The 15,741-nt window shown below is 46.1% G+C and carries 18 protein-coding genes; 14 read left to right on the top strand and 4 right to left on the bottom strand.

Annotation, left to right across the window (positions count from 1 at the left end):
- Positions 1-15: 15 nt before the first annotated feature.
- From OL444_RS27085 to OL444_RS27075, 3 genes are all read right to left on the bottom strand, one after another.
- Positions 16-2,976, bottom strand: a complete 2,961-nt coding sequence (locus OL444_RS27085) for a SusC/RagA family TonB-linked outer membrane protein (RefSeq protein WP_264728217.1) — start codon at positions 2,974-2,976, stop codon at positions 16-18.
- A 285-nt stretch (positions 2,977-3,261) separates the two neighbouring features.
- Positions 3,262-4,710, bottom strand: a complete 1,449-nt coding sequence (locus OL444_RS27080) for an amino acid permease (RefSeq protein ID WP_264728220.1) — start codon at positions 4,708-4,710, stop codon at positions 3,262-3,264.
- A gap of 150 nt (positions 4,711-4,860) precedes the next feature.
- Positions 4,861-5,751 (bottom strand): NAD(P)-dependent oxidoreductase, encoded by an 891-nt coding sequence (locus OL444_RS27075; protein WP_264728221.1) that lies wholly within the window; start codon positions 5,749-5,751, stop codon positions 4,861-4,863.
- A gap of 388 nt (positions 5,752-6,139) precedes the next feature.
- On the opposite strand from OL444_RS27075, the gene OL444_RS32060 reads away from it, so the two are divergent.
- The 3 genes from OL444_RS32060 to OL444_RS27065 all read left to right on the top strand — a co-directional run bounded on the left by OL444_RS32060 (position 6,140) and on the right by OL444_RS27065 (position 7,179).
- Complete coding sequence (locus OL444_RS32060; protein ID WP_371879033.1) at positions 6,140-6,415, top strand: class I lanthipeptide; 276 nt, start codon at positions 6,140-6,142, stop codon at positions 6,413-6,415.
- A 40-nt stretch (positions 6,416-6,455) separates the two neighbouring features.
- The gene (locus OL444_RS27070) at positions 6,456-6,662 is read left to right on the top strand and encodes a class I lanthipeptide (protein ID WP_264728222.1); all 207 of its coding nucleotides are present in this window, start codon (positions 6,456-6,458) and stop codon (positions 6,660-6,662) included.
- A gap of 292 nt (positions 6,663-6,954) precedes the next feature.
- A complete protein-coding gene (locus tag OL444_RS27065) occupies positions 6,955-7,179 on the top strand; it encodes a class I lanthipeptide (RefSeq protein ID WP_264728223.1) in 225 nt (74 codons plus the stop codon).
- A 67-nt stretch (positions 7,180-7,246) separates the two neighbouring features.
- Here OL444_RS27065 and OL444_RS27060 read toward each other — a convergent pair whose 3' ends face one another.
- Complete coding sequence (locus tag OL444_RS27060; protein WP_264728224.1) at positions 7,247-8,092, bottom strand: helix-turn-helix domain-containing protein; 846 nt, start codon at positions 8,090-8,092, stop codon at positions 7,247-7,249.
- A gap of 105 nt (positions 8,093-8,197) precedes the next feature.
- Between OL444_RS27060 and OL444_RS27055 the strand changes: the two genes are divergently transcribed.
- The 11 genes from OL444_RS27055 (at position 8,198) to OL444_RS27005 (ending at position 15,712) form a co-directional block, all read left to right on the top strand.
- Entirely contained in the window at positions 8,198-8,803 is a 606-nt protein-coding gene (locus tag OL444_RS27055; RefSeq protein WP_264728226.1) for an NAD(P)H-dependent oxidoreductase, read from the top strand.
- A gap of 627 nt (positions 8,804-9,430) precedes the next feature.
- Entirely contained in the window at positions 9,431-10,645 is a 1,215-nt protein-coding gene (locus tag OL444_RS27050; protein WP_264728228.1) for a lanthionine synthetase LanC family protein, read from the top strand.
- A gap of 318 nt (positions 10,646-10,963) precedes the next feature.
- The gene (locus tag OL444_RS27045) at positions 10,964-11,149 is read left to right on the top strand and encodes a class I lanthipeptide (RefSeq protein WP_264728230.1); all 186 of its coding nucleotides are present in this window, start codon (positions 10,964-10,966) and stop codon (positions 11,147-11,149) included.
- A 287-nt stretch (positions 11,150-11,436) separates the two neighbouring features.
- A complete protein-coding gene (locus OL444_RS27040) occupies positions 11,437-11,649 on the top strand; it encodes a hypothetical protein (RefSeq protein ID WP_264728231.1) in 213 nt (70 codons plus the stop codon).
- Positions 11,650-11,668: 19 nt separating this feature from the next.
- Positions 11,669-11,842, top strand: a complete 174-nt coding sequence (locus OL444_RS27035) for a class I lanthipeptide (protein WP_264728233.1) — start codon at positions 11,669-11,671, stop codon at positions 11,840-11,842.
- Between the two features lie 44 nt (positions 11,843-11,886).
- Entirely contained in the window at positions 11,887-12,084 is a 198-nt protein-coding gene (locus OL444_RS27030) for a hypothetical protein (protein ID WP_264728235.1), read from the top strand.
- A 77-nt stretch (positions 12,085-12,161) separates the two neighbouring features.
- The gene (locus OL444_RS27025; RefSeq protein ID WP_264728237.1) at positions 12,162-12,356 is read left to right on the top strand and encodes a hypothetical protein; all 195 of its coding nucleotides are present in this window, start codon (positions 12,162-12,164) and stop codon (positions 12,354-12,356) included.
- Between the two features lie 80 nt (positions 12,357-12,436).
- On the top strand, positions 12,437-12,634 hold the full coding sequence (locus OL444_RS27020; protein ID WP_264728239.1) for a hypothetical protein: 198 nt from the start codon (positions 12,437-12,439) through the stop codon (positions 12,632-12,634).
- A gap of 105 nt (positions 12,635-12,739) precedes the next feature.
- Complete coding sequence (locus OL444_RS27015; protein WP_264728241.1) at positions 12,740-12,925, top strand: class I lanthipeptide; 186 nt, start codon at positions 12,740-12,742, stop codon at positions 12,923-12,925.
- Positions 12,926-13,058: 133 nt separating this feature from the next.
- The gene (locus tag OL444_RS27010) at positions 13,059-14,516 is read left to right on the top strand and encodes a S41 family peptidase (protein ID WP_264728243.1); all 1,458 of its coding nucleotides are present in this window, start codon (positions 13,059-13,061) and stop codon (positions 14,514-14,516) included.
- 38 nt (positions 14,517-14,554) lie between these two features.
- Positions 14,555-15,712 (top strand): sensor histidine kinase, encoded by a 1,158-nt coding sequence (locus OL444_RS27005; RefSeq protein ID WP_264728245.1) that lies wholly within the window; start codon positions 14,555-14,557, stop codon positions 15,710-15,712.
- The last annotated feature ends 29 nt before the right edge of the window (positions 15,713-15,741 follow it).

Here is a 15,741-nt window from a genome sequence, read left to right as displayed (position 1 = left end):
AACCTGATACAGGTACTAGAAATCAACTTTAACGTTAAACAGAATCCGTTTGGAAGAAGGATACTGGAATAGATCTGTTCCGGTATTGATTACCTGTGTACCAAAACTGGATACTTCCGGATCGTAGCCGGGGTAGGAAGTAATGGTGAACAGGTTGGTGGCAGAAACACCTACCCGGATATTTTCTATGACGTTGTGGAAGGTACGGCTGATCAGCGTTTTCGGGAAAGTGTAGGAGAGGTTTACTTCTCTCAGACGCAGGTAGCTGGCATCCTGTACGTATACGCCGGCAGAACCTGTGTGTCTGTCTTTACCGTTGGGAACGCCGTTGTTATTGTCATCCCCATTCCAGTCTTTCGTGGTACCACCGTTATCGGTATTATACAGGGTGATGTTCAGCAGGTCGCCACCTTTTTTCCAATGCAGCAGGAACGAGAAGTTGAAATCGCGCAGGAACCTGATCTCATTGTAGAGGGAACTTTGAAAATCGGGTTGTGAATTACCGAATACGGTATATTGACCGGGCGCTGTTTGCGGAATACCAACGATGGTAGTCGGAGAGTAACCTTCTTTCACCAGGTAGGTACCGAAGGTCGGACCATAAGAACCACTGGTGTAGGAGGGCACATTCAGCCGGGTAATTTTCGTGGTGTTTTTCCAGAAGAGGGCGCGGCTGGTCCAGGTAAAGTTTTCCCGGGATACCGGTACACCCGTAATCGCCAGTTCCACCCCGTTGTTCACCAATTCAGCAGCATTGATTTTTTTTGTACGGATACCGGTGGCATCAGATAAAGTAAGATCCTGAATGAGGTCTGTTACTTTTTTATGGTAGTAGGTACCTTCAAAGTTCAGGCGGTTGTTGAACAAACCGATGTCTGTTCCCAGTTCCAGCTCACCGGCGCGTTCCGGTTTAATGTTCGGGTTACCGGCGGTAGCAGAAACTTTGGAGCCGATGAATCCGCCGTTTACCGCAGGCAGCAGGGAACTGTAGGTATCACCAAAGCTGGCCAGGCCACCGGTTTGGCCGTAGGCCGCCCGGAGTTTTAACTGTGATACCGTAGGCAGTTTCCAGAAATCAAATTTGGTCAGGTTCACCGCCACGGATGCTTTGGGGAAAGCATAGTACTGATTGGCATCACCATTCAGGGTAGACTTATCGAAGCGTACGCCCAGGGTGGTAATCACTTTATCGTTGAAGTTGATTTCTTCCTGTCCGACGATACCGGCGTCTTTCACCAGCTGATCGTGCTGTTGCAGCAATTGTTGTACAGCGGCCTGTGAAATATTCTGCTGGCCGGCTACCAGTCCGCGTCCTCTGTTGAGTACACTGTTGGATTTCGTTTGCAGGAACACGGTTCCTACCTGGGTGCTGAAATTGATTTTATTCACAGTCTGCTGGTAAATCAGGAATGCCTGCAGGTTGGTGTTGATTGCTTGCTGGGTACCGATCACAATATCACCGGGATTGGCTTCGCTACGCTGGGCCTGCAGATCGTCGGGGAAATATACTTTGGTACGGCTGCTCAGGTAATCAACGCCTCCTTGTAAAGCCACGCTCAGACTGGATTTTGGCGTACTGAGCAGGTTGATGTTTAGTTTGGCCGATTGAATGAACCGGTTTACGCCCGTGTTGTTGATGGCTCTATCGCGTAATGCCAGCGGGTTTTCTGATTCCGAATAGGGATTATCCGGGTAGACACCTTTGGCATTGGGATAAGGATTAAAGTAAGAAGGCGTGTAACCGATAATATAACCGAGACTGGCGCCGGGATTGTTTTCATTACCCGTAAATCCGCGATCCGTATTACTGTTGATGTAATTGGAGTTGAGGGTAAAATTGATACGGGAATTGAACGCATGGTCCAGGTTGAGCCGGATGGATTTACGTCCGAAACCTGTGTTTTTGATAATACCATCTTCGCGGGACAGGTTACCGGATACATAGAACCTGGTTTTTTCTGTTCCGCCGGAGATGTTGATATGAGAATTGCTCAGTAATGGCGTACCGCCGTACAGCATTTTTTCATAATCAAAAATACCGTTGTTGGCAACCGCTTCTCTGTATCGTTTCAGTTCCAGCTCGTGCCGGGAAGCGGGGAAGAACAGTTTTATCTTGTTTTCATCCCATGGTGCGCTGCCCATGTAGTGCTGGATTTTAGCGAAACCGGTTTCCTGGGAGAGGCTTACGCGGGTGCGTCCTGCCTTTCCTTTTTTAGTGTTGATGATGATAACCCCGGCGTTCGCACGGGTACCATATATGGCAGAGGCAGAAGCACCTTTTAATACTTCTACGGATTCCACATCATCCGGGTTGATATCCGCCAGCCTGTTGGATGCATCGTCTTCTTCTGCACCACCGGCACCTGTGATTGTAGATCGGCCGGTACGTATGGTCGTATTGTTGACATACACCCCATCGATGATATAGAGGGGCTGGGAAGCGCCTTGCAGGGAGCTGATACCTCGCAGCTGTACCGATAAACCACCGCCGGGTGCACCGCTGTTGGTTTTGATTTCCGCACCGGGTATTTTACCATAGAGGGCATTATCCAGTGTTTGCGGTGTAGCCGTTCCCGTTAGTTCCTTGGCGGAAATGGAGGTAACGGCATTGGCGAGGTTGGCCCGTTTGGTAGCAGACGCAAGACCCGTTACCACTACAGCATCCAGGGCTTTGATGTTTTCCGTCAGCTGTACCTGGATGTTTTTATTGCCGGTGATTTTTATTTCCTGCGGAATAAATCCGATATAATTAAATACCAATGTGCTGGCATCCGTTGGCAGTGCCAACCGGAAATTACCATTGTTATCTGTAATAGCGCCGGTGGTTTTACCTTTTACGGCAATACTCACGCCGATCAGGATGTTCCCGTCGGTGGCTGATTTTACCTGGCCGGTGATGATGTTTTCCTGTGCAAACAGGGCCGGTGAGGTAAATAAGAATACGAGTAAAAATTGTGTGAATTTTTTCAGATACATAATAATGACCATCAGGTGTTAATGGAAGGTAATAAGCATAGCATTCCCTGTTGCCGTTGCTGGCAAGGAAACAGAACAGACACGAAGTATAGTGCTGGAAGTAGGTTAGTGGCGGCTACAGCAACAGGAATTATTTACACTGGTAAAGCGTGTTGGGGACGCCGTGTAATGCATGCATGGTTTGAATAGTTGGTTTGGCATAATGTTGTTTTGGTATACGTTTGAAAAGCAAAATTAGGATAAACTAATTAGTCCACAAAATTAATGGACTAATTAGTTGTATTATTATTTTTTTGCCGCCCCACGTATCTTGCTATGATGTCTGCTGTAGGCGAAATAAATAATCACGCCGGCAGCCATCCAGATAAACAATCGTCCCCAGCTGGCCAGTGGCAGGCCTGACATCAGGTACAGACATACCAGAATACCCAATGCCGGGATAACAGGAACTCCTGGTGTTTTAAACGGCCGGGGTATATCCGGACTGGTATATCGTAATACAACTACACCTACAGATACGAGTATAAAGGCAAACAAGGTACCGATGCTGACCATATGTCCCAGGTCGGAAATCGGTACAAAGCCCGCCAGCAGCCCAACAAATACCATAAAGAAAAGGGTGGTTTTCCAGGGCGTACGGAATGTTGGATGTACGGAAGAAAAGAAGCGCGGCAATAAACCATCATTGGACATGGTATAAAAAACACGCGACTGCCCCATGAGCATCACCAGTATTACCGAGGTATAACCCGCCAGGATGGCTACGATCAGCCCGTCCTGCAGGAAGTGATAACCGGTAACGGCAAAAGCAGTGGCAGCAGGGCTGGCATCTCCGGCGAAATCTTTATAATTCACCAGTCCGGTCATAACATGAGAAAACAATACATACAATAACGTACATATCAGCAAGGAGCCGATAATGCCGACCGGCATGCCTTTCTTCGGATTAACGGCTTCCTGTGCAGCGGTAGATACGGCATCAAAACCAATGAAGCCGAAAAAAACGATTGCCGCACCCCGGGTAATACCAGAGATACCGAATGACCCGAAAGTGCCGGTGTTATCAGGAATATAAGGGGTATAGTTGGCAGGGTTGATATGCGACCAGCCTAGCGCAATAAATACCAGTACCACCGCAATCTTCAGGGCTACCAATACATTGTTCATGGTGGCAGATTGTTTGGTGCCGCGTACCAGTATCAGCGATAATACCACTACAATAAAAATAGCGGGGAGGTTAACAATGCCGTGTAATACCTGTCCATCGGGGAGTTGAATGGTTTGAAACGGCGAGATGGTGAGGGCAGGAGAGAGGTTTATATGGAAGCGGGCCAGTAATTTAATGACATAGCTGGACCAGCTGACAGCCACGGTGGCCGAAGCCAGGGCATATTCCAGTACCAGATCCCAGCCGATAATCCAGGCCATAAATTCTCCCATGGTAGCATACGCATAGGTATAGGCCGATCCTGCCACAGGTATCATGGATGCCAGTTCTGCATAGCACAGGGCACAGAATGCGCAAGCTACTCCTGCCAATACGAAAGATAGGGTAACGGCCGGCCCGGCATTTTCTGCGGCTACAATGCCCGTCATAGAAAAGATACCTGCGCCTACAATGGCGCCAATGCCCAGCATGATCAGGTTAAAACTGCTTAAAGTGCGCTTGAGTTGCTTTGGTTGATCGCCATCGCTTTCCGCAATCAGCGAGTCGATTGATTTTTTGTGCAGCATGGATTTGGTGTATGTTTATTAGTCTACAAAACTAATAGATTAAATTAAGAACTGACATTAAGAATTATAAAAAAAACAAGGGAGCAGGTAACAGCGACGGCTATCCGCTGTTACCTGCTCCCTTGTTACGTAAGGCGCCGGCAGTAATTATTAGTCCTTTTGTCGCAGCACTTCAAAAATGCTTGCCAGGCCGTCTTTACCATGACCTTTGGCAACGGTACGGTCAAAAATATCCTTCACTGCGGCGGGGAGAGAGGTGTTGACCCCGGCATCCGCGCTGGCATCGGTGATGTGGTGTATGCCTGCTGTCATCATCAGCATATTGTTGTGGGAGCCATCGTAGCTGCCTTTATCTGCTTCCTGTGCCATCTGTAAATCTGATACCAGCTGTCGCAGGAATACGAGGAAATTATCTACATAAGGGGCAAAGGTGGCTGCCGGAATGTTGGCCGATTTAATGAGCGCCATACCATGCATGATACCGGCTACGCTGGTAAACATGATATCCAGCAATGCCTGATAATAGAGTGGTGCCAGGCCGGGATCACTGCCACGATAATCGGTATCGCCGATGATAGACAAGATCGGTTGGTGTGCTTCAAATAACTCCTGTGGTCCGCTGAAAAAGGCAAAGGAACCAGGATGGCCTACCTGTTGCGGGGTTACCATAATACCGCCAGCCAGAAACTGCGCACCGTTTGCGGCGGCCCATACAGCAGCTTCCCGGGCTTTTTCCGGGGTGTCGGAGCTGAGGTTTACCAATACCTTGCCTGCCAGTGCCTGTGCTGCGGGTTGCAGGATATCATACATCGCCTGATAGTGTGTTAAGCTGAGCAGCACCAGTTCGTTGGCTTGCAGGGCATCGGCTACCGTAGCAGCACGCAGGGCGCCGGCAGCTACCAGGTCATCTGCTTTGGAGGCGGTACGGTTCCATACGGTAACGGATATACCTTTTTGTAATAAAGAACGGGTGATGGCTTGTCCCATGGGACCCAGGCCTATAACGGTAACGCCTGTAGTATTTTTATGATTTGCAGTCATGATGTAGTAATGTTAAAAATGAAAAAAAATAACGCAGTCGTTTGTTATCAGCCGGCTTCCCGGGTTATCACCGCTGTAGCAGTACGCGTTTTTGATGCAGCAAATGTCTGACTTCATCATGGGGTGGGCAATAAGGGAAAAAAGATTCAGGCAGGGAAAAATTATTCCCTATCAGGAAAAGTATATATGCCGTTCGTGAAAGAAAAACTACCTTTCCTGAATTATTCTGAGGATATCTTCCTGAATCTGGTAATTTCAAATCGTTGGTCAGTACTGTCTGGCCGCCGTTAACATCAACACATCAATAACCTGTAATACATACATAACAGGGCCGGCTATCCGAAGAAAGTATTTTCCCTGCTATGCTTATCATGCCCGCTGGCGACTGATGTGTCCCGTTGGAAGGGGCACTGAACCATTATTCCATACTTCAATTTTCTCCGCTATGAAGCAGCAAAAAATCGCTTTAAGCAAAAAGCTTTTTCTGAACAGATCCGTAATAGCAGCCCTCAGCAGCAACGATCAGGCTGCACTGGCCGGTGGTTTCGTCCCTGTTTCAGGAACAGCAAATATCCAGACTGTCTGTTTTTGCCCGCCCAGTATGAATATGTCGGAAACTATTTCTGCTCAGATACCCGTCAGGGAGTGTTTATGCTGCGCCTGATAAGGATCGGGCAGGATGTCTTACCAAAAAAATGTATCATATGAAAAAGAAAACCATTCAACTGGGGAAAAAATTATTCCTGCACCGGGATGTGCTGGTGGCGCTGAATGACGATGCCGCACAGATAAACGGTGGTTTCCCGCCGGCATCTATGGGCTGTACTAAAAATCATACCCCCACCTGGGTAACGGCCCAGGGGCATGAGTTCTGTATGTGTTGCCTTAGCCTGCCGCCTGATCCGCTGTGAGTGTATAACGGTCAGGTATATGTGAAAAAATAACGCCTGGTGTCTCATCTTACCTGATTGTTATGATCCGTTTGCACATCACTTTTAATACTGCTTTGGAACAGTGAACAAACCGCATGGGGGCGGAGGAAATCCTGCTGTCAGGAGATGCTCCTGCATAAGAACAGCGTACCGGAAGTATGGTGTATTCCCTGCGGTACCGGATAATTTATCCGGAAAAAAGCTTGTTGCCGGATGCATCATGATGAGGCTTCGGCAAACATGGTTTTCATCATCATTCTTAAAATCTATTATGAAAAAAGAAAAATTATCACTCACCAGAAAATTATTTCTGAGAAAGGAACCTGTAGCTAACCTCAGTGTCGCCGTGCAGCATGCACTGGTAGGCGGTGTGCAGGAAACCGTGAACCGGCCGTATACCATCCCTTCTAAAATGTCACCACAGCAAGAGTGTATTTGTTGTTACGACAATACCAGACCCGGTAATACGCTGATGATAGATTGCACACAGCAATAGCGGTGTGCTGCTATGATACGTAAGTGTAACGGCACTTGTTTTCTTCGGAAAACAGGTGCTTTTGCGTTTAATAGTATTTGCCAGGCTGGCTGATACAGAACCCGTTTGCCCGGATCTGTGTTACGAAATGCTGGGGAGTTGTACCGAGGAAATACTGGAAATCTTTGATCAGATGGCTTTGATCATGATACCCGAAGTCGTGAATGATGTCATACCAGTCTGTATCAGTATGGGGCTGCTCCTGTAACCGTTGCAGTACCTGCTTAAACCGGATAAAACGCAGCAATGATTTAGGGTTGTAGCCGACATATTTTTTGAATCTGACCTGTATTGTTCTTGCTGATAGTTTCGTATCCAGGGCAATGGCCTTTACCGGTTGTATCAGCGGGTTGTCGAAATAGGCAATGCTGTCCAGCAGCGGATTGCCGGCAGGGTCGCCGGGACGGATCACGGATTGAATATAATTTCCCAGCAACTGTACTCTGTCTGGTAACCGTGCCGTGCTTTTCAAGGTAATCCATAAATCATGACAAGCGGCTTGTTGCAACAGGGTATCCGGATCTGTTATTTTTTCACTGTCGGCATCGTCCGGCGAAGTGCCAAAGAGCCGGTAGAACCCATCCAGGTGAAAGACGACCACCAGGATATCCGTGTGGGGTAATATTTCATAATTCAACATGCGCTTCAAGGGGCCTGTCACCGCTACCTGTGGTACAACTTTATCTGCCAGAGGTTCTCCTGCGAAGGAAATCCGGAAGGGGGCGCCAAAATTGAATACCAGCAACATATCGAAGTTGGGAGAGAGGTGTGCGATCTCCTTATCTGCCGCAGCATCCGACTGTATGCAGTAAAAATGTTTGATAGCGTCAGCCAGCGCAGGTGGCGGATCGTAAGGTATGCTCGTTGTAATCATGATAACCTGGGCTTCGTTTTCTTACAATGCCGGGCTTTTATCTTACCGGAATTTTGTGTTGTTGAAGGAACATACGAACCATTTACAACATCAAAAATTAAAGATATGAAGAACTTAATTATTTACTGTCATCCCAACCCATCGAGTTTTAATCACGCCATATTGGATACCGTAGTAGCCACAGCGGAGGCCGCGGGCCATGAAGTGCGGATCCGCGATATCTATGCACTGGATTTCCAGCCGGTACTCTCCGCTGCCGATATCGTTGCTTTTAAGTCGGGCGTTACGCCACCGGACATTGCAGCCGAGCAGGCGCATATTACCTGGGCCGATACGATTACGCTGATACATCCGATATGGTGGTCTGGTATGCCTGGCATACTCAAAGGGTATGTAGACCGGGTATTGAGTTATGGTTTTGCTTACCGTTATGGCGCAACCGGATTGGAAAAATTACTGGCAGGCAAAACCATGTTTATTGTGAACACGGTAGGTTCAGAAGAAGATAACTATGTAGCGAAAGGTATTTTTCATGCCATGGAAGTATTGGCAGATAATACTTTTGGTTTTACCGGCCTGGAAATTCTGGCGCATCGTTTTTTTGCAGCAGTTATCCGGACGACAGCGGCAGAGCGGCAGGCATACCTGGACTCCCTGTGTGACCTGTATGCAGTGGGTACCCCGGCGCTTATCAGCGTTGATACCTATTGATATCCAACAAAATATTGATCGTGGGTAGGATATTTGATCTACCGATTTTGCCGGTTCGTTTCTTTTCCGACCGGTTTGGTCCCTAGAAATTATAAGTTGGTGTAATGGTTTTTTCAAAATGTAATACTCATGCTATGTTTATACCGGCAAATCAACGTAAGGTTTCTTCCGGATGAAACCGATTTATGCCGCAGTGTTGCAGAAGGGGCGCCCTATAACGGTCACACCAGGTTAAAAGGCTTCACTGCAACACTGTTATTAAACCTAAAACCCGATTGATGCGTGATGATAAAATTATAGAAAGAAAAAGTTGCCAATCCAAAAGAGAAGAATAGTGAACTGTTGTACCAACCGTCACCATGTGCGGGATGGTAATGCCCGGCACCCGGACTAAGATATTGTTTTATCCCGGTACCCATTTTGCAGCAGTGTGGAGCGCTGCCAATCAATCTGATAAAAATCAGTTCATAACCTACCCTTGCTGCCATAAGGCGTTCATTATTTTTGCAGATAGTGACAGACACAGGGTTCTTTGGCGGAATCCTGTGTCTTTGCCTTCCTTCGGTTGTGATGATGTTATAGTGCAGACAAACTGAAGGTGGCATTATTCAATTAACGCTTGATAACATGAGTACAATTGAATTGGCTGGGCAGAAGGTAGCCATGCTTGAAAAAGATCTTTTTAATCGCAGCGCCGGTGAGATGTCTGTTTCCCTGATGTCGGGAAGTGGCGGCCTGGCTTTGCTATATTATAATCTGTACCAGACAGAAAAGCTGGAAGTATACCGCGAAAAAGCCGCTGGTATTATGACGCAGATAGCGGGAAAAACGAAAGGCAGGTTAAGTACGCTGGCCTACGGTGATGGCCTGACGGGTATTGCGGCGTTGTTTTCTTTTTTCCGGGAGAAAGGATTTACCGATAATCGTTACGATCCTTACATCCAGCAATGGGATGGCATGGTATATCCTGCTTTTTTCCGGATGATCGATCATGACAACCTCGATTATCTGCATGGCGCATTGGGGGTGGCTGCCTATTTGCTGGACCGCTACCGGGCAGGTCAGGTGAGGCGGGAACAGCTCATCGCAGCTGGTACGGCTATCACGATGCACCTGAACAGTATAACCGGACATGGCGCGAGCCGGATGCGATATATGCCGGCGCCGGAAAGCGGCGCGGTAACCAGGTATATCAATTGTGGAATGGCACACGGACTTGTGTCTGTGATGATATTTCTTTCGAAATACTATGAAGCGGCAGACAATCCGCCAGCCACCCGGGAAGCAATCCGGTGGGCTACCGACCTGCTGCTGACGTTTCGTTCCAAAACGGAGGATATGCAATTATCTGTGTTTCCTGCGATTGTAAAACTGAACGGACAAACATTTGACGCGTCTTACGATACCCCGCTGGGTTGGTGTTATGGGGATGCTGTGGTAGCGATGGGGTTGTATCACGCCGCCAGGGTTTTGCGGGATCATGCCTTGTCTGATCTGGCGATCAGGCTGGCCATGCAAACCACCTTACGGACTTCCCGCAAAGCGGCTATCATTCAGGATGGGGGCTTTTGCCATGGGAGTGCGGGGTTGGCACATATTTACAAAAAGTGGTTCCAGTGGACAGGGATGGAAATTTTTAGGGTGAGTTATGAACACTGGATACACGAAACATTGAGGCTCACTTCTTTTGAGCGGGGAATTGGCGGTTTTCTGAAGTATGACAGTGGAGATTACAGACCGCAGTTTGGTTTACTGGATGGCGCCTGTGGCGTTGCGCTGGTATTATCAGATTATGTGCATGATGGATGGGAAGAGTGGGACCGTTTTTTCTTATTGTCTTGAATAGGCTAATGGTTTATATATTTTAACAGTCCGCCGTTTTTTAACGGTGGATACTTTTTTTCTTCTTGTCTGAGTGGTCGCTAGTACTGTTTTAGTCATGCTTAACCTATACTGTACCGCAGTAGCCGTAGGCTAATCCGCGGTAGTGCCGGCTTTTCCTGTGAAGTCGTGATAAAGGGTCTCCTGATTTGGTACCTTTAATGGCTTGTTTCGTGTAATTTATTTCAACAGGCCTCTTCTAACAGATAATTTTATGGTATCAGATTGCTGAAATACAAAGCAAGCCGGCATGAAGTTTAACCACCTTCAAATATATTTATGAAAAAGAAAACCGGATGGTCAGTTAATAAAAAACTGCAACTCAGTAAAAAAACACTTATTAGCTTAAATACAGCTGCGCAGAAGCATATCCTGGGAGGAGTAGATGTGATGGAAAGACAATCTTCCCGGCCACAATGTGATATCACTTCTTCTGTTTCTTTTGAGGGAGAGCTGAACCCATAGCTATACCGGGTACTTTACTGGTTAGGTTTTCATCGCCTTCATTTTTTATGAAAAAGAAAACCAAAAATCTGTTAGCAGAAAACTGCCATTCAATAAAATGGCCATTAGCATACTCAGAATGGACGAAAGTAAAGCCGTAAGAGGCTGTGTGCAATTCATAGCAGGAAATGAAAAACAATCAACCCGTCCGCTATGAGAAACAACTACCACGACTCTTATGATGTAACCGGCTGGAAAATAGATTTATAGGAAGGACTAAATTTTAAGCACCCTCTAAATCCTTAGTTGTGAAAAAGATCACCCAACGTACATGGAAAAATAAAAAACTGCACCTGAACAAAAACACGATTATAACACTTAATATCAAGGACCTATATACCATTAAAGGTGGCCTGCGGATGGTAGAAGCCGAATCAACCCGGCCAGACTGCGATACGACTTTCCCGACCAATACCTTCGGACGTTTTTCTAATGAAAATAATGCAATTTTTGATTTATAATCACTAAAATTGATGTTCTATGAAAAAGAGCAAACCGCAGTCGAAAGACAAAAAACTCAAGCTCAATAAGCTGGCGATTGCCAGGCTGAATGTCCAGGAAATGAATACCATCCAGGGTGGTGTCGTGTATAAGCTTGAGCCGGCCCAGTCATCCCGTCCGGAGTGTGATGTAACCGCAACCGTTTGGAATTAAGAATCAGCAGCGCTGTTTATTACCCTTTAACCCTTCGTTATTTTATGAAGAAACGAAACGAGCGAGTGGTCAGCAAGAAAATAACATTTAACAGGATAGCCATTGTAACACTGAGTAAAGCAGATAAAAACAGTATTGTCGGCTGCTATCGGCTGAACCCGCAGGAGGAAGCCTCTTCCTGGCCTCCCTGTGATATTACTTCCAAAACATTGGTAACCTATAGTTGTGAAATGCAGTATTGAGTTGTGATGTAACCGCTATCGTTTGGAATCAGGAATCAGCAGCGCTATTGATAACCATTTTAATTCTTCGCTATTTTATGAAAAAGCGAAAAGAGCAAGAGATCAGCCAAAAAATAACACTTAACAGGATTGCCATTGTAACACTGAGTGAAGCAGAAAGAAACAGTATTGTTGGTCGCCGCCTGCTACACCCGGAGGTTGGCCCTTCTTCCAGGCCCTTTTGCGATCCATCTTCCAATACATTGGTCTCCATTGAGTGTGCGGTACAATAGTGAGATGTGATGAAACCGCAACAGGTTGGAATCAGGAATCAACAGCACTATTGATAACCCTTTTAATCCTCCGTTATTTTATGAAAAAGCGAAAAGAGCAAGAGATCAGCAGGAAAATAACACTTAACAGGATAGCGATTGTAACACTGAGTAAAGCGGAAAGTAACCATATTGTTGGTCGCCACCTGCTGAACCCGCAGGTAGGGCCCTCCTCCAGACCAGCTTGCGATCCTGTTTCCAATACTACATTAGTTACCAATGGGTGTGAGGTACAATAGTGAGCTGTTTTGCAGTAGCTCCCCGAACCCCTTTCAGTAACCACAACAGGTTGGAAGCAGCCATCAGCGGCGTTATTGATAACCCTTTTAATCCTTCGTCATTTTATGAAAAAGAGAAACGATCGAGTGATCAACAAGAGAATAACACTTAACAAGATCGCCATTGTAACACTGAATAAAGCAGAAAAAAACAGTATTGTTGGTCGCCGCCTGCTGGACCCGCAGGTAGGCCCCTCTTCCTGGCCTCCCTGTGATGTCAGTAATACCAAACGTTGTGAAGAAACATACTGAGGTGACTTTTCAGGAATAATCAGCTCCCCCGGAAACCTTTCCATTGTTGTATGACTAAATTTCTCCGGCCAGCAACTTTTTCATACCCGGAAAAAAGATATCTTAGACGAAGCGATAACCCAAAAATGGATCTATGAAGTACCTAATTGTATTAATGTTATGTTGCTGGTGGATAAAAGGAAATAGTCAGCAGTGCGGATGTGAAGCGAATTTTCGGCATATGGTGGCCAAAGTCAAAACAAACTATGTGGGATACCAGGATAAAGTGTCCCCACAACAGGAAAAAAGATTTCTCCAGTACACTGACAGCCTGCAGCAGGTAGCCGCCATTACCGGCTGGCAGGACTGTTTTCTGCTACTCCGTTCCTGGCTGCTTTTTTTTAAAGATCAGCATATGAGCCTCACTTTTAGCAGGAATGGGGCTTTAAATAAGGACAGTATCAGAGCCATTTTTGCCGGTGCTGAAAAAGTGGAGATGACAGCACCGGATTTTAAAACCTACATCAACCAGGACCCCGGTACCCTGGATTCCATAGAAGGAATATGGACCGATGAGTTCCAGAGTGTACAGATCGGTTTTATGCGTGATAAAGTAAAGAAAGATGAGTTTATTGGTGTGATCCTGAAGGCGGATAGTGTATTATGGCTGCCAGGGCAGATAAAGGCGCGGGTAAGGAAAAAAAGAGGGGCGTATGAGATGCTGTATCTCTACAACCGGGAGCATGTACCCATTCAATCACCCCTGGCCCTCAATAATCATATGATGAATGTGGGGATCGCGGGTATACTGAATAAAATATATCCGGAAGGTACACAGCCGGTTTCGGCGGCAAAAGTGAAGTATTATACCCCTTCCTTTAAAGTGTTGGATGAGCAAACCTGTCTGTTGGTGATGCCCAGCTTCCGGTTGGAAGCAAAGCCATTGATCGACAGCCTGATAGATAATAATATGGATATCATCCGGAGAAGTAAAAATTTTATTCTTGACCTCCGGAATAATACAGGAGGGTCTGTCCTTTGCTTTGAGAAGCTGTTACCTATCATCTATACCAATCCTATTATCACCAAAGGTGCTGCTGTATTGGCTACCGAAGATAATATCCGGGAATACTATTCCATTACCGACTATCCCAATATTTCAGATAGTATGAAGGCCGTATTCAGACAGGAACTGGAAGAATTGAAAGCCCATAAAGGAAGTTTGTATAACCTGTGGAAAAACGATACGCTGGTATTGAATGAAATAATGCCCACCCCTCAGAAGGTATCGGTCATTATCAATAGAAACTGCGCCAGCAGTGCAGAAATATTTCTGCTGAAAGCCCGGCAAAGCAGTAAAGTAACAATTTATGGTAAAAACAGTATGGGAGCTGTGGATTATTCAGATGTAGCTACGACCAATATGCCTTGCAACTATTTTATTTTAAGATACCCTACTTCCCGCACCAATCGCCTGCCGGAGGAGCCAATTGATAATATTGGTATCAAACCCCATGTTAAAATCCCGGATAATGTTGTAGATTGGGTAGAATTTGTAAAAATAAAGGTTGCAGCAGAAAATAGAAAACCATCAGGCCGAACCAGACTCTAATCGCAAAAGATTCGCTTATATGCCAAATAACCCGAAGCATGGCTTTTATTAGCTTATGGAGAAAATATAAATTTGTTTGTTTACACGTTGTGGCCTGGGTAGTATACATGGCGATAGGCACACTGAACAAAGTTAGTGCGGGGAAACAGTCGATACATCTGCTGGATATATTACTGACCCAACTGCCGGGGATTTATGTCTTTTACGGTAACTCTTTCTTGTTTTTCAAGCTGTTATCTCCACGTAAATTTGTGTGGCTGCTGATTGGGGAGGTGTTGTTCTTTCTGTCTTATCTGCTGTTTTTTTATTTTATCGGAGATGTACTTTCGCCTTTGTTGGCGCCATCGGTGGCTATTCCACCGCTGGTACTCAAATCGTTTGTCATTTCAGGGTTCTGGATCTTTATGATCTACTCCTTTTTTGGCTTCGGGTACTATTTTGCCCGGCGATCATTTTTGAATGAAAAAGAGATTGGCCGGATACAACTTGATAAGCTGGCAGCAGAACAGGGGAAACTGGAAGCAGAATATGCTTTTCTAAGGGCACAGATCAACCCGCATTTCCTGCATAATACCCTCAATTTTTTTTATGCCAAATCATTGGGGTATTCAAAAGAATTATCAGAAGGTATTCTCACGTTATGCGAAATTATGCGTTATTCCCTGAGCAGCGGAGAAGATGAAAGTGGTACGGTATTACTGGGAAAAGAGGTAGAACATCTGCATCATGTCATCAAAATTAATCAGCTGCGTTTCAGCAACCGGCTGCAGGTAGATTTTGAAATAACCGGTGATGTCTGGGCGGTGCGTATTATTCCACTGGTGCTCATTACCCTGGTGGAAAATGCCTTCAAGCATGGAGAGCTTACCCGGAAAGAACATCCGCTTGTTTTCAGGCTGGAGGTAACCGAAGATAACAACAGTCTCTGTTTTTCTATTCAGAACAAAAAGAAAAACGGCCCCAAGGAACTATCGCATGGCATTGGTATGAGCAACATCAGACAACGATTGTCTGCTACCTATAAAGATCGTTACCGCCTGAATATTAAAGATGAAGAAGAGTATTATGCAGTATCGCTTGTAATCAATTACGAGAAGAACGAGATGGAACACCCGCCGGCCCCTGACCCGGGCGTCGGTAAAAGTAATGCCGGGGAACCCACCGGACGTATCAGCTATAACCAAAATATTAATTGACCTGCAGATAATTTTTTAAACCCAGAAGC

Source organism: Chitinophaga nivalis (assembly GCF_025989125.1).
In the GTDB taxonomy this organism is placed as follows: Bacteria; Bacteroidota; Bacteroidia; order Chitinophagales; family Chitinophagaceae; genus Chitinophaga; species Chitinophaga nivalis.
This window is presented reverse-complemented; position numbering and strand designations above follow the sequence as displayed.

Coding starts and splice junctions, on each gene's coding strand:
- OL444_RS27025 (WP_264728237.1), top strand. CDS start 12,162: ATGAAAAAGCGAAAAGAGCAAGAGATCAGCCAAAAAATAACACTTAAC.
- OL444_RS27015 (WP_264728241.1), top strand. CDS start 12,740: ATGAAAAAGAGAAACGATCGAGTGATCAACAAGAGAATAACACTTAAC.
- OL444_RS27070 (WP_264728222.1), top strand. CDS start 6,456: ATGAAAAAGAAAACCATTCAACTGGGGAAAAAATTATTCCTGCACCGG.
- OL444_RS27065 (WP_264728223.1), top strand. CDS start 6,955: ATGAAAAAAGAAAAATTATCACTCACCAGAAAATTATTTCTGAGAAAG.
- OL444_RS27060 (WP_264728224.1), bottom strand. CDS start 8,092: ATGATTACAACGAGCATACCTTACGATCCGCCACCTGCGCTGGCTGAC.
- OL444_RS27005 (WP_264728245.1), top strand. CDS start 14,555: ATGGCTTTTATTAGCTTATGGAGAAAATATAAATTTGTTTGTTTACAC.
- OL444_RS27075 (WP_264728221.1), bottom strand. CDS start 5,751: ATGACTGCAAATCATAAAAATACTACAGGCGTTACCGTTATAGGCCTG.
- OL444_RS27035 (WP_264728233.1), top strand. CDS start 11,669: ATGAAAAAGAGCAAACCGCAGTCGAAAGACAAAAAACTCAAGCTCAAT.
- OL444_RS27055 (WP_264728226.1), top strand. CDS start 8,198: ATGAAGAACTTAATTATTTACTGTCATCCCAACCCATCGAGTTTTAAT.
- OL444_RS27050 (WP_264728228.1), top strand. CDS start 9,431: ATGAGTACAATTGAATTGGCTGGGCAGAAGGTAGCCATGCTTGAAAAA.
- OL444_RS27045 (WP_264728230.1), top strand. CDS start 10,964: ATGAAAAAGAAAACCGGATGGTCAGTTAATAAAAAACTGCAACTCAGT.
- OL444_RS27085 (WP_264728217.1), bottom strand. CDS start 2,976: ATGTATCTGAAAAAATTCACACAATTTTTACTCGTATTCTTATTTACC.
- OL444_RS27020 (WP_264728239.1), top strand. CDS start 12,437: ATGAAAAAGCGAAAAGAGCAAGAGATCAGCAGGAAAATAACACTTAAC.
- OL444_RS32060 (WP_371879033.1), top strand. CDS start 6,140: ATGTGTCCCGTTGGAAGGGGCACTGAACCATTATTCCATACTTCAATT.
- OL444_RS27010 (WP_264728243.1), top strand. CDS start 13,059: ATGAAGTACCTAATTGTATTAATGTTATGTTGCTGGTGGATAAAAGGA.
- OL444_RS27030 (WP_264728235.1), top strand. CDS start 11,887: ATGAAGAAACGAAACGAGCGAGTGGTCAGCAAGAAAATAACATTTAAC.
- OL444_RS27080 (WP_264728220.1), bottom strand. CDS start 4,710: ATGCTGCACAAAAAATCAATCGACTCGCTGATTGCGGAAAGCGATGGC.